The 13381-nt window shown below is 56.7% G+C and carries 11 protein-coding genes and 1 pseudogene; all 12 read right to left on the bottom strand.

All coding sequences use genetic code 11. From position 1 onward, the window contains the following. Nucleotides 1-458 precede the first annotated feature (458 nt). Entirely contained in the window at nt 459-758 is a 300-nt protein-coding gene (locus LHFGNBLO_RS17690) for an exopolysaccharide production repressor protein (RefSeq protein WP_258609403.1), read from the bottom strand. A 93-nt stretch (nt 759-851) separates the two neighbouring features. Continuing rightward, nucleotides 852-1040, bottom strand: a complete 189-nt coding sequence (locus LHFGNBLO_RS17695) for a hypothetical protein (RefSeq protein WP_258609405.1) — start codon at nt 1038-1040, stop codon at nt 852-854. Between the two features lie 116 nt (nt 1041-1156). Next, nucleotides 1157-2059, bottom strand: coding sequence for a class I SAM-dependent methyltransferase (locus LHFGNBLO_RS17700; protein ID WP_258609407.1), 903 nt, complete (start codon nt 2057-2059; stop codon nt 1157-1159). 65 nt (nt 2060-2124) lie between these two features. Further along, complete coding sequence (locus LHFGNBLO_RS17705; RefSeq protein ID WP_258609409.1) at nt 2125-3081, bottom strand: glycosyltransferase family 2 protein; 957 nt, start codon at nt 3079-3081, stop codon at nt 2125-2127. Continuing rightward, nucleotides 3078-4358: an O-antigen ligase family protein gene (locus LHFGNBLO_RS17710; protein ID WP_258609411.1), complete on the bottom strand. Its 1281-nt coding sequence runs from the start codon at nt 4356-4358 to the stop codon at nt 3078-3080. The genes LHFGNBLO_RS17705 and LHFGNBLO_RS17710 overlap by 4 nt, the downstream gene beginning before the upstream one ends. A gap of 201 nt (nt 4359-4559) precedes the next feature. After that, nucleotides 4560-4655, bottom strand: a pseudogene (locus LHFGNBLO_RS17715) (IS630 family transposase); the annotation flags it as partial. A 78-nt stretch (nt 4656-4733) separates the two neighbouring features. Continuing rightward, nucleotides 4734-6785, bottom strand: a complete 2052-nt coding sequence (locus tag LHFGNBLO_RS17720; protein WP_258609412.1) for a hypothetical protein — start codon at nt 6783-6785, stop codon at nt 4734-4736. A 132-nt stretch (nt 6786-6917) separates the two neighbouring features. Continuing rightward, entirely contained in the window at nt 6918-8405 is a 1488-nt protein-coding gene (locus LHFGNBLO_RS17725; RefSeq protein WP_258609414.1) for a lipopolysaccharide biosynthesis protein, read from the bottom strand. Between the two features lie 138 nt (nt 8406-8543). After that, complete coding sequence (locus LHFGNBLO_RS17730) at nt 8544-9683, bottom strand: hypothetical protein (protein WP_258609416.1); 1140 nt, start codon at nt 9681-9683, stop codon at nt 8544-8546. Beyond that, the gene (locus LHFGNBLO_RS17735) at nt 9680-10927 is read right to left on the bottom strand and encodes a glycosyltransferase (RefSeq protein ID WP_258609418.1); all 1248 of its coding nucleotides are present in this window, start codon (nt 10925-10927) and stop codon (nt 9680-9682) included. The genes LHFGNBLO_RS17730 and LHFGNBLO_RS17735 overlap by 4 nt, the downstream gene beginning before the upstream one ends. A gap of 218 nt (nt 10928-11145) precedes the next feature. Next, complete coding sequence (locus LHFGNBLO_RS17740) at nt 11146-12129, bottom strand: nitroreductase family protein (RefSeq protein ID WP_258609420.1); 984 nt, start codon at nt 12127-12129, stop codon at nt 11146-11148. Between the two features lie 17 nt (nt 12130-12146). Then, a complete protein-coding gene (locus LHFGNBLO_RS17745) occupies nt 12147-13313 on the bottom strand; it encodes a polysaccharide pyruvyl transferase family protein (RefSeq protein ID WP_258609422.1) in 1167 nt (388 codons plus the stop codon). Nucleotides 13314-13381: the final 68 nt, after the last annotated feature.

The following is a 13381-nucleotide window of genomic DNA, read 5'->3' on the forward strand; positions in this document are numbered from 1 at the left end:
ACCCGTGGGATGAGACTGGCAGCGCATTAATGAGAAACACCCTACCATACTATCTGACCAAATGTCCGCAAATTCAGTATCGACGCCGGCGGGGCACAGGGGCATACCGCTCGGGGCGGGCGTCAGCCCGCTCCTCGGCAAAGGCGCGAATTCCTAACCTCTGATTGCAATAAAACAAAACTCACGCGGCCTGCCCATGCTCGGCTGCACGTCCGTGCGATCCAAGGAACAAATTGAGCCGTATTGCCAAATCGCAAAACATCTGAGCAAGAGATTCCGCGCCTAGGTTGAGCCTATCTTGCGGGCAACAGGGATGTCGATTGGAATGCCTCGTAGATCACAGGCGCCCGATAACGATCACCGTAAGAGGTGTGCACACATTTGGCGCCTCGCGGAACGCCTCTCCAGTGCCCGAATAAGACAGGCTGCAGTGACATTTTGTATCGTGGTGTGGGGTGTCATCCTGCTGATCGTCCTCCTCTAGGTGGAAAGTGGTCCGCCTTATTCACCAAGTGGCTCGGCCGTTGCTCCCTTTCGGACTCATCGCGCGCGATGTGTGACTTCGGAATCTCGGATTCTTTGGAGACGGAGCGCCATACAAGCAGCATGACAGCAACAAAATACCCTATCTGTATCAAGATCCCACAAATCACCGTTTGGACAAACGTGCTCCAGAGCGAACCGGTAAGCAAATATGCACTGATGGCGAATGCCAACAGGACTATGATAAGGCCGCGCAAAAATAGCAAAAAGGACATCGCCGTCCCACTCGCAGGGGCTCGCGTGACGCGCTCCTTGGCTCAGCGCGTTAACCATCATAACATATCGGAACGGGTCAGAGCGGTAAAATATTAGGCAATGCTAATAAACGCGCCCTGCCGTTTTGCCAGGACACTTTCGGCGGATTTGGCGGTGATGCCTGGGGCGACCAATGCCGCTAAGCCTTCCTTCTTGTGCTCGCGCAGATGGCCAGCGTTTCGACCAAATGGTCGAAACTCTTGCCCGATGCTTGGTCGACCATCCGCGGGAGCGATCATCATGACACGCTTTGCCTATGGAGTCGGCGTACGGATCTGGTCGAAGATGCCTTGCTCACCGAAGTGGTAGTACAGGACGTGCGGCACTTGGATGAAAAGCCCGGTTCGTCGTCCCGATACTAGCGTTGAGCGCCCCGATATTCATCGACAATGCTGCTTAGTGAGATGCTGGTTTCGGTTAGTTTTCCCAGGAAATAGGCCCCATTGCTGCCGTCGATCTTGTGATCCTCTCCGATCATGCCATCCATGAGCGGGGCCAGCGCAAAGGGCAGACTCAAGACGTCACCAAGCCGCCGGCTTCGGGTAAAGCCACGTAGGAAGTATTTCGCCGCCCAGTAGAGTGACAAGCCGGGTCCACCGAGCGCTCCGCGACTGATCGTTTCGAAATTCCGGAACAGCCAGCGATGTCCGACCTCCGTGAAGCGCGTTAAATCATAAGCGCCCTCATGTACTTGCTGCATGAACGGTGTCTCGGCGTAGACGAGACCGCCGGGCCGGAGCACACGGGATATCTCTGAAACGACTTGTTGCGGGTTGATCACATGCTCGAGGACCGCTTGAATGCAGACGCCGTCCACCGAGCCGCTGGCAAGCGGAATTTGATGGGCGTCCGCGATGAAATGCGTGTGCACGGACGGGTAGATGTCGAATGCAATCTGTCGAAAGGCCTCGGTTTCATAAAGGCCCTCGGTCCCCGCGCCCTTGGTTGCGGCGCCGATCATCAGCACGAGGGGACGCTCGATGCCGTGCGAGAGAATGTGATCGCGAAAGCTGACAATGTTTCGCGCACTGAGATTCGCCGTTCCGAACAGCCATCCCTTGGTGATCCTGAGCCAGTTCGGCCGCCTCCTTATGAGTGAGCTGCCGCTTGCCGTCAGGACATCGGCACGCACGAGACTGCAAGAGAAGTCGATCAGCGCGGGCTGACCACGCACAATCGGATAGTCGGCCGTTCGCATGTCAGGGGACTCGGATTTCGCCCGCGTTATGGTTCTGCCATCGTGGTACAGAATAATCGGCACGGAAGGATCCCCAGGCTCCCGCATGAGATGTTCGAACTCTCGCCAATCCGCAAGCATCTTTAAGGTCAGCAAATTTTTTTGCGCATGGCGCGGTAGAACAATAGCTTGGTTGCGCGGCGCACCCGTGGCTCGATGCCCGTTGGTAGGGCGCAGAGAAAAATGTAAACGTATACCCGCCAGGATAATGGATCGCGCAGTATCGCGCGAATGAGTAAGCGCGCTCCGCGTTTCTTTTCGCCTTGAGCCACGCAATCATTGCCGGCTTTTGCGTATAGGCGCGCGTTGCGCCGCCGCGCGAGATGCGCAAGCTCCGGCCGTCGGATAACCCATTGTCGCGTGAGGAGTTCTGCTACCGGCAGAAGCGAATCGAGTCTGCGGGTTGTGTTTGAGCCATGGCGCCGCTTATAGACGAGTGCTCCGGCCACATGTTGAAATGTCCAACGCTCGGCTACGCGCATGCAAAACTCTGTATCCTCTGCAACCCTGAATGTCTCGTTGAACAACCCGATATCTTCAACAATCTCCCGCCGCATAACGATACTGGAAGGAACAATCGGCCCATCACGCAGAAAATATGTCGGCAGCGTATCGCATTGATCCGCGCGATAGCGGCCAACGGCCACGGGTACGGCATCGGAAAGATCTGGAGCGGAAAAGTCGACTAAATCACCATAGACGAGAGCTGCCTTGCAGCCATTGTCGAAGGCGATCAATTGACGCTCAAGCTTGTCCTCAGCCCAGAAATCATCGCCGTCGAGAAATGCAATAAAATCACCGGTAGCATGTCTGATGGCAAGGTTCCTCGCCGATGAAGGCCCGATACCCGCCGTTGTCAGGACATGGATGCGGGGCTCCCGATCGACCAAGGACGCAATCACTTCGGTCGAGCCATCTGTCGAGCCATCATTGACAATGATGATCTCTCTGATGCCGCCCGAAGCGGTCTGATTGATCACGCTTTCCACTGCCTGCACAATGAAGCGTTCTTCATTGTGGCATGTCAAGATGACCGAAACACTCATCTGGTGGTTCCTGGCAAGGCGCGGCCAAGAAACCGAGAATGACTAGTGCTCGTCGGGTGGCTCCTCCGCGCCCGGTGCAATACTAGGCAAAGCCCGTGCCGCGTCAATTCCGGCAGGAGCGAGACAAGGATCAGCGTGACGAAAGCGCGTGTGCCGGAGGCTTCTGTTCCAACATAGAAAGCGCAGGGAACAAGGACCACGAGGGGCAGAAGCCGTGCCTGGGCTGCTCCGATCAATTCGTGAAAAAGTGCCCAGCTTACGACTCGGCTTAACCGAAACCATGCGGCGACCCATATCAGAATATAGAGGCTGAGCCCAATGATGCCGTTCTCAGTGAGTATGCGTTGAAACTCGCCATGGATTCCCAGCCGCAACTCGTCAGGAAGATGGCGGAACTCAGTATCGATTATATTTTTGAATTGGTTCGTGCCCACGCCCATTAGTGGATGTTCGGAGATGAGCTGTCTGGACAGAGTGAAGGCAAACGAGCGCTGGACGTTGCTCGGCGTATCTCCAGGGGCATATTTCCCCTTTGCGGCCAGGTATTCGTACTGCCCCATGCTCAGCGGATCGAGCATGGTCTGCAATTGCTTCTGGATATAGGCGTTGTCCATCGTGGTCGATAGCACAAAAAGACCCACGAAGCCGGCGGCGATCGCCGGAACTATCGCAGCGAGCTTTCCCCGTGTCAGAAGCGCAGCGGTCAGAAAGAGATAGATCAAAAAAGCCTTGCGCTCCCCAGATAGCACGAGCAGAGGGAGTAGCCCTGCCCACGCAAACCAAAGGGTGCGCCGCTTGGCCCGGCTGGCGAAGAGCAGCAGCCCCGCGAGCGCAGTTGGAAGGAAGGTGAACACGAGCCTTGGATCGAACAGATGTTTCCAACCGACCGAGTAGCCATGAGCCACATGCCAAGCGATCGTATAGGCGAGGATCAGCACCATGCCGAAAAGCAAGATGTTCACTGCCTGGTGCGTATCGAGCCCTCTGGCCTCCTGTGCGAGGACGAACGCAAAGGCGCCCACGGCGGACAGCTGCAACAGCTCGCGCAAGCCGTTCTCTATGTCCACGCTTAAGGCCGAGACCATGTGCCAGCAGAAGAAGGGCAGGAGGAGTAGAAAACCGGCTGGAAAAGCCAAACCTCGCCAACGCCCGGTCATCAGGCCAACCATGAGCGCCAGCAATGTGATCAGCTCGAACGGACGCAGCAATACAAGACCCGTCTCGAGCCTGATTGGTAGGAAGAGGCTTAGTATCGCGAATGTGAGGAGATAACGCATCACAGCCCCACGCGGCGCGATATCCTTTTACCATGTTCTCTTTCCCGGAAACAGAATCTTGTGGGGTGTATCTATGCCCGCGAATTGGAGGGGAAGCCTGGCATCATGTTTCCTACCGAACAGGGAAACCTCACCCTATTCGCTTGGTCCATACCCAGCGGCTGTGAAGTAGTTTCTGCACTCTGTTGGTCGGCAGATGCGCCGGTTCATCGGTGTGTCGACGACGAAAGGGGCGATGGGCCCATGACGGCGCAGCCCGGCGATGAAGGTCTGCGTCTTCCAATGTCCAAACGGTGCCTTCTAGCATAGGGTAGAGCTCATCAGGCAGTCGACGGAGAGTGATGGCCCACCGTTACGGTGCGCAGTCGATGCGGCCTAGCCGACGGTCTCGCTTTCCGGGGTCCAGGCTTCTGGCTGGTCGAGCACAGAGACTGCGCGAACATGGCAGCGAATTTTATGCCCGATATCCTGCGAGCCGAGCTCATAGCCTGTGCCGGTTTCGCCCACGATCGGAACGCCGTCACGATACCAGAGACACTCTATTTGCGACGCAATCACGTTCGGCACGACGGTCAGCGCTTGGCTTGGTGAAGCCCGGCCCGACAAGGTCGGCAATGCGCTGAAACCCGGCGGGACCCTAGCCAGATCCGTTTCCGTCTGCCGGACCCTTATATAGTCAATGACCATGTCATACGTCTGCGACGGGTCCGGTTGAGCACGCCCCTTGTTTTGATCGTAAGCGAAATCCACCATGATGTATTTTTTCGCCGCGAGTTCCGGGCTCGTCGGAACGCGCGCCACTTCATAGCCGTCGATCACGAAATAACTATAATCATCCTCGATCTGTGCGTACCACGTATGAAATTCGCCATCGTATATGTCGATTGTCGCTGGAAAGCCATTTGATGGATCGACTTGATAGCCGGCGATTTTCCGGTGCATGCCACGTGGCGCGATATATGGATCTGCATAACCGAGTGTGGGTTTGTGCACGTGCTGGCTTATGTTGATGTAGGCCCCATTGAGACCATCATATTCCCAAAAGTCAGTCTCAAGACGATTGCGCGTCCGCCAGAACAGATGCTCTCTGCCATACGCCCAAAAGGCAGGAAAAAATCCGGGGCGGGGTGCTGCGATCTTTGGAAGTCTGGCGCGGATCTCAAAGATCCCCTTTCCCCAACACCGCCCTTGGCCATTGTTGTTCACTGAAGAGAACGCACCTGTTCTCCAGCGGCCCTTATGTAGAAGCCGGAGCGCTAGCGTGTGGCTGGCGGCGTCGTGCACATATGAGGAGGGCGACGCTGAGATCCGCTGGGCATTGGCGTCGACGCCGACGTTCGCCAGAGAGGTCGGCGCATACCAGATATTGGCTTGGGCGCCTTTGGAATCATCGACAACGGTGTTGGAATCGAAATCATCAAAAAAAACCGTTGTGTAACCGCGGATCGGTGGCGCCGCCTCACCACGATGAGCATATCGCTCATTGCCGATGGATGCCCAGGACTCCCACGAGGCTAAGTCGAATGCGTAACGTGTCGGTTTGTTGTTAGCATCCGCAGATGAAGGAGGGCGCTGGCGACAGGGATGATCGCTGGGCAGGTCGGATTGCCGGCCGACGCGCCACATGCCCCATCCCATCAGCATGTCGATCTGCGAGTCATCGAGCTCGCTTTGCCCGATGATGACGCAGTCGATCGCCACATCGGCCCTCATCGGATTGTTCACATCGCCCATGAAGCTCTGCGATTTCATCCGGTTGGGAGCCAATGCATAAATCGTCTGGCCGGCTGTCTTGACCCCATTCACCACGGCCTGCATCACGAATCCGCGGCGGTACCCGACCATGACATTCCAGTTGCCAAAATCTGTCGAGCATTGTCCTTCCTCGCTCTTGATCTTGCCGTCATCCAGCTGGGAAACGAACGTGCCTGCCGAGGGCTTGAAGCAGGCCCGCGGCTGGCGATGCACCGGGCCACCCTCCGCTCCATTGACACAAAGAACAGACACGTTAGTCGCATCGGCGTTGACCGAGGAGTTGCACCGGGCGATTACCAACCACCAGCGGTGAAGGTACGGGGCGTCGCTACTGGCGGACCAAGTCAGCGCTTGTTTCGTATTTTTCTTGAAGAGCACCCCGCCGTTATTCGGAAGCTTTGTCGGACGCAGGAAGGCCTCGGCCTGCACCGCAGCCACAGGCCGCACGCCGCCGGATTGCCACGAGGAGACCTCGCCTTCGGCCAGATCCTCCTGATACCAGGATTTCACGATCATCTCCGGGAACAGATCTGGATGCCACAGTTGTACCCTCTGCGAGCCCTGGTCCGAACCGGCCGCGAGAGCATCCAGTCCTGGGCGACCGGAAGCCGTCAGCAGAAGGGCGGCGCATGCGCCGCGCGCCAGATCCCTGCGGGAGATGCGGTTGGTCATTGTAGTGGTATCGGTATGAGATTCCGCCGTGGACACCGGTTGCCAACCATTGCGCTTCTTCAAACTCCGTATCTTCATGATTCATCCTCGGATGGGCGGTCGGAAATCCGGCGAGAATGCACGTGCCGTGGACTATGCAAACCTAATCCATTTCGTTTTCTTGGGTGTCAGGGATTGCAGAACCTCCGCACCATATTTCCCGAAGAGGAGCGACGCTCTCAGATAGAGAGTGGCAACGGACAATGTACCTGTGACGAGAAGCCCGGTCGCGAGCACAAGATAATCGGGCGATCCGGCGAGTAGCATTTTGACCGAAGAGCCCATAGCGAACACGGCAGCGGCGAACGCGACAGCCGGCACATGGACGAGCGCGAAATCCAGAGCTGACAATCCCGTCATCCGACAAGTGATTGCCGCATATAGGAAGAAACTAATCGCAATGGCACCGGACACTGCAAAGGCCACTACATTAACGCCATAGGGCGCCGAGAAGGATGCGAATGAAGCGACTAGGGCCATGTAGGTGAAGGCCATGAAGGCCGTTCGATAACTTTGGCCAGTCGCAAGCGTCACGGCTCCGCACACTCTGTAACCCAAGCGGAAATAAATTACCGCGGAGAATATCATTACAGGAACGACGGCATCCATCCATTTCTGGCCGAGGACTGTCAGAACAAGCTCTTTTGCAAAACAGCACAGAAAAGCGCTGGTCGGTATAGAGAGCGCAGCAGTCAAAGCATACCCCTTGAGTTGAGCGCTGCGCAGCCGTGCCTTATCATGCTGGACCTTCGAGAGGATTGGGAAAACTACGCTCTTGTTCAGATCGCCGAACAGATTTGCCGGCATCGCGATCAGATAATACGATCGCGAGTAAATGCCCAGCTCTGCGGTGCCGATCAACCGAGCGACAATTATATTGTCGATATATTTGGCGGTGAAGGTCGATATGCCAGTCAGCGAAAAGCCCAGGCTCTGGCTGCGGATATCGCGATAGGACTGCAAGTCGAAGCTTGGCCTGACGAGGTATTGTCGAGCCGCAAACATATAAATCCCTGCAAGGATGAATGTTTGGGCAATGCAGGCGATCACCAACGCCCAATAGCTCAGTCCAAGATAGGCGAGCGGAATAGCCAAGCCCACATTGGCGAGGATCCAAGCCGCCAGATTCGCCGTCGAAGACAATTTGAACTTCAAGTTCCGAGAGAGAGCCGCCTCGGCCACGAGATTGAAGGCGCTTGCGAACATGCTGAAGGCCAGCACCCGACTGACAATATCGAGCTCCGGCACACGAAAGAAATCGGCGATCGCGCCTGCGAACACCCATTGAAGCACAGCCAGGCCTGCGGCTATGTGCAGGGAGAGGAATGCCACGGTTCCCATATGGCGCTTTTCGAGGTCGCTCCGCTGGACCACGACTTGTGACATGCCAAGATTGGCAATGTTATTGGCGATGGCTACGACGATCAGCGCAGCGCCGACAACGCCGTATTCTCGCGGGGAGAGCAGGCGCGCGAGAACGGCAATGACCACGACATTCAACAAGGTTCGGGTCAGCAGCGCGGTGCCCGACCAGGAAAGTCCGCGGGCAGCCTTGCGTGTCAAATTCCGGTGTTCGTTCACGGGCTTCGACTCTTGACTGAGAACAGTGCGCCCGGGCTCAGTGCAACGAGAAACATCCTGCGCGTCCTTGGCACGGAAGGGGGCCAGTATGCAGTACTCATTCCTAGCTTCCGATCAAATCATTGAGGCAGCAGCCGTTCACCGAAATGGGTTTGCTGCCTCCAGCAGCAATCTGCGCACTCTGCTCGCGCGCGCAAAATCGAGAAACCATGAGAGAAATGGCAGCCGTCTGCGCGTCAGCGCCGCCGCCCGTATGACAAGGCGTTCCAGACGGAAGCCGATCTGGCGTTGAACGGCGTTGTAGTGGAATTCGATCTCTCGCCCCTTTTCGAGCGAAAGTCCCGGATATGACCGCCAGGACGCCCTGGCCGCGTCGAGGTTGAAACGCGGAAAGGGCGGCAGGGCGAATTCTGTCCTTAGCCGGTCCATCGAGGGTTCCAGGCTCGAAAGAAGAGCGGCCCTTTCATCGGGTGAGAGATATTCGTGATTGTTGCTGGGGTTTATTATTCTTTTGTCCACCAACGCAAGGATCCTGCTCTCCAATCTGCGCTCGTAATCAGGAATATTCTTGTTTCTAAGACGCTTGTATTCCAGCACATCTCGGCTTAGGCGCTCATTTGCACGAAGATGTGACCGCGTGAAAGACGAAATATCCACGCTCTGAAGGACATGTTCCACGAAATCGCCGATCAGATTCGGCAGGGCGGACTCATACACCCGTACCGAGCAGGCGCTGCTCCCAAAAACCTCGCGCCAAATGGATAGGCAGCGATGATAATCAAGCATATCCTCGGTCATGCCCAGGAAATCGATGACGTCCCCGGTGAACAGAATGCCGCTCTTGACGTTCTGATTATACACTGACTCCAGCCAATGATCGGGCCTCCTCACATAACACAGCACATGACATTCCATCTCCTCCGGAATGGAAGCACGCAAACGTCCGACTAGATTGTGCTCTTCGAATAGGGCATCGGCGCTGGATTTCTTGCCCACGCAACGCGCCCGCCACCTGATCGAATAGAGAATTTCGGAACTTGCGATGATCGTGTGCGCTCCGGCTCGCTCGGCCTCCGCCAGATGATGCAGGAAGAAAGTCCGAAATTTGTCCAGTCCGGTTAATAACTGCGCATTGGTAATACTGTTGAAATTGAACTCGTCCGGAGGCGCAGCGTAGTGAATGCCGTGCTCGCGGAGCTTCCTTGCATTCGCGCACAGGAATTGCTGCAGCGCTGTCGTACCTGTCTTGCCAGTGCCGATATGAAGGATGAGCTTCATGTGAGCTTCACTCTCCGGACGCGGAGCGAAGAGGTCCCTTCCTTGAGAAGAGCTGCGAAGAGCTTCATGTGCTCTTGGGCAACCGTCTTCGTGCTGAATCGTGCAGCGATGGTTTGGACGGCCCGCTGCGCCATCTCATTGCGCTCGGCTCCCGGCAGGCAAAGCGCGTGAAGAAGGAGCCCGCAATACTCCGCATGCGAGCGAGCCAAAAAGCCGCTGCGCTCATGCTCCACAATGTCGGAGGCACCGCTGACATCGGTGATGATCGGGACCACGCCGCAGCTCATCGCCTCCAGCAGGGCGTTTGACATGCCTTCCGACACCGAGGTGGAAAGATAGAAATCAGCTTCCCGCAGGAATGGAAAGACATCTTCGACCGCGCCGACGAACTTGACCCTGCCGGAAAGGCCCAACTGCGCCGCCTGTTCCTCGAGAGCGGCGCGACACTGGCCATCGCCCAGGATGGTGAGTCGCGCCTTCGCCTCGGCGGGAAGTGCCGCGAACGCATCTATCATATGCTCGAGACATTTTTCCGGCTCGAGGCGGCCAAGGCAGATAAAGCGTCGGCTGCCATCTGCGCTCGGCTCGCGGTGCAGCTTGCGGGGCAGATCGATCCCGTTCGGAATCATGTGAATGCGATCCACCTCGATGCCATGTCTCTTCAGATCACTTACGATTTGGCGGCTATTGGCGATGAAGGCCGTGACGTGCCGTTTGATCACGGCCGATGCCCAGCGACCTATGATTTTCTTTTCGCGCACCACGTCGAGATCGAAACACTGTCCCCCCCGGCCCAATTTTGCGAGAACCGGTTTGCGCAGCAGGGTTCCTGCCAACGCCGCCGGGACGGCGTGAAGTCGAGCATGGATGATGTATACCGCATCGAATTCGTCGCGACGGCGCAGCATCCAGATCACAAGCTGGACACACCACGACAGGAACGGCAGCATATGCCGCCCCCCTAAATTCGGCGCCGCGCGCAATCGAAGGCGCTGGATGGGCACCTCGTCGATCGTCGATCGTTTCGGAGTCGAGCGCGACAATCTGGGTGCCAAAATGGTTGCGGAGACGCCCCCTTCAGCCAGCACCCGGACAAATCGCCGCGTCTGCTGTTCGGCGCCGCCATATGACTCGGGGAAATAGGTTGGGAGCACGAGGAGAAGGCGTAGACCTTCAGATCGCGTTGTCTTGCGCGAAATCGGCAAAGCATGCACCGCTAACCAATCCGACAACTGCCCGACCACGGTCTAACGCGTGGGTCATTTAGCTTGTTGGATTTAAGGGGTCTTAGAGACAAGTCGCTGTTACCTAGGGCACAGCGGAGCGATTATCGTCACTGTGCGCGTCAAGTTCAGCAACATGACTTGGAATTGTCGTGGGAGCGTCCATCGCACAGCCCGTGTATGGCAGAGCGGAAGCCTTATGTTACACGGCCGATGGCTTTGCAGGCGGCAGCGGAGACCTACTCCTCAGCTATAAACGAAACCACCTCATCAATAGGCCTGCGCGGCGACTTGGCAAAGCTGATGGCAGCACCTGCCATAGGGCCAAGGGCCACGCATGCGATCAGTCTCTCGCCTGGCCGAATTCGACCCACGCTACGAATTTGCCGCTCAACCCGGCTGTCGACCGCAAGATTGAGTGGGCAGGCCACGAGCCGAAGCGCCTCTGCGGCCAATAGGAAATGCATCAGGAACAGCGCTCCGTCGACATAAATCTGGTTTCGTTGATTGCTTCCTCGCCAGGCCCTTGTGTCTGATGTGACGATCACCAGGTTTGATATGGACTGTGAAAAGCCTCGCGCACCGCCCTGCAGGGCGAGTATCCGATCGATCTGGTGACGCCCCTGATAGACGTATACCCTTGTCGCCTGCCTGTTGCATTGGGATGGTGCGCCCTGCGCCAAGCGCACCAACTCCAGCAACGTGGTGCGATCTATCAATTGTTGATCAAAGTGTCTGACCGAGTGACGAGACTGTAGTCCTTCCAGGAGTGTGAGGGCTGGCCCCTCAACCCGCGGAACGGCGCTTTGAACCCCGCCGGTCAAGGCAACTCCATCAAGCTTGGTGAAACGTTCGACGAACTGACGGACCTCCTCAACAAAGTGCAGCTCAGGGCCCTGTGGATGAAAGTCAACGTAGGCTCTAAGTGCGCCGACAGCCATCTCAAGCGGAAACGCCCCGAAGGAGGTGTCGTAGGAGGACACCTCCTTCATAAGGCGTTTGATTTTTTGCTGGCCAAACCCGGGTCTCCGGTCCTTGAGAGAAAGGCCCTTCTCGACCGAATGAGCGTCAACGATTATTCGATAATATAGTCGCTCTTTCTTGGGAACCAGCAACGAATCCCCATTGTAACGCAGGTAATTTGAAACATCATATACGTAAGAGATGACTACCTTCGCTTGAGTGGATAAAAAACTTCGTAGCTTTCTAGCGTTTTCTAACATCGGCTTGATTTGTTGGTTTATCCAGCAGCAGGTAGAGCCTTGTCCAGAAATGCATGACCAATCTCAGCCAGCTCCCGAAACCGGTTATTTATCCCCGTGTAGTCGTGAGCAAGCTTGCCGAAGTTTTCGCACATGTCCAGCAATTCGTCCCTCGCATTTTTGCGGTGAATCGAAACGTACTGAGAGGGAATGCCCATCAGCTTCATCAGAGCTTCATTCTTGGTGGGGAAGCCGGTAGCCGGTCGTCGGCTGTCCAGGCAAATTAACGGGCACCGGTTCCGCAGAGCAAATATTGCCCCATGCATGCGCTCCGACAAGCAGTAGGAGAATTGCGATGCCAGATTTGCCCACTCGAGGGGATCAATCGGCTTTTCGGTGAGATCAATGTCCGCGAAGTGATTGCGATCCGACACCGACACGATCTGAACGCCGCGCGCCTGCAGGGAGGTCATGGCCTCTGCGTAGAGCTCATGCTGGCCGGCTATCACCAGCGCCCGGGGCCGATCGAAGTCCACGCCCCAGGAAGCCAGCTTTGAGCGGAGGCTTTCATGAGTTGTATTCGACGTCAGATCGTGAGTGATCGTCGGGTCTGGAGTTGACGTCACACGATCCGCGAGGCTTGGATCCGCCCAGAGGACCAACTCGCGTGTCCGCTCGTCCCGCACGCCGATCGCGACGAATTCATTCAGGCATTTGGCCATCAAATATCGATTGCGGCGCGGCATTTCAGTCCATTTGGTTGTGCTGCCGGTGCTCGCCGCATACGCTATCTTCGAGCACGTCACTTCCGGCCAGTAGACATTCGGGAATGGGGGACACAGTGGGTTGGTCTGAAGTTTGATCAGCCCACCAAGACGGGAGACGTAGTCGATCTTCCAAACCTCATCACTGCCCACCACAACTGCATCATAGCGGCCGCTTGCGTAGCGAAACGTTGGTGACCTATCCTCCGAGCAGAACCTCTTGGGACTGAGGAGCAGCCCATCGGCGAAGGCTGCAAGCGTTCGCTGGCGCGCATTTTTCGCTGGCCCATAGCCAGCCTCCAGTCGTCTTGGATAGCGGTGGTCCACGATCTCCGCCCGCGACCCCGGACGCAGGTTCGAAATACAGCGTTGGAGGGCGAGGCTCTGAAGCTGTGCCCCCTCGTTGTACCCGGTGTGCAAAGTTAGTGTGCCAATCAACATTTAGCGGATCCGTGCCACCCGGCTAAATTCGGCGCTTCGCGCAAATGAAGGCGCTGGAAGGGCACTTC

It is taken from the genome of Mesorhizobium sp. AR10 (assembly GCF_024746795.1).
Classification (GTDB): Bacteria; Pseudomonadota; Alphaproteobacteria; order Rhizobiales; family Rhizobiaceae; genus Mesorhizobium.

Coding starts and splice junctions, on each gene's coding strand:
- LHFGNBLO_RS17690 (WP_258609403.1), bottom strand. CDS start 758: ATGTCCTTTTTGCTATTTTTGCGCGGCCTTATCATAGTCCTGTTGGCA.
- LHFGNBLO_RS17695 (WP_258609405.1), bottom strand. CDS start 1,040: ATGATGATCGCTCCCGCGGATGGTCGACCAAGCATCGGGCAAGAGTTT.
- LHFGNBLO_RS17705 (WP_258609409.1), bottom strand. CDS start 3,081: ATGAGTGTTTCGGTCATCTTGACATGCCACAATGAAGAACGCTTCATT.
- LHFGNBLO_RS17710 (WP_258609411.1), bottom strand. CDS start 4,358: ATGCGTTATCTCCTCACATTCGCGATACTAAGCCTCTTCCTACCAATC.
- LHFGNBLO_RS17720 (WP_258609412.1), bottom strand. CDS start 6,785: ATGACCAACCGCATCTCCCGCAGGGATCTGGCGCGCGGCGCATGCGCC.
- LHFGNBLO_RS17730 (WP_258609416.1), bottom strand. CDS start 9,683: ATGAAGCTCATCCTTCATATCGGCACTGGCAAGACAGGTACGACAGCG.
- LHFGNBLO_RS17740 (WP_258609420.1), bottom strand. CDS start 12,129: ATGTTAGAAAACGCTAGAAAGCTACGAAGTTTTTTATCCACTCAAGCG.
- LHFGNBLO_RS17745 (WP_258609422.1), bottom strand. CDS start 13,313: ATGTTGATTGGCACACTAACTTTGCACACCGGGTACAACGAGGGGGCA.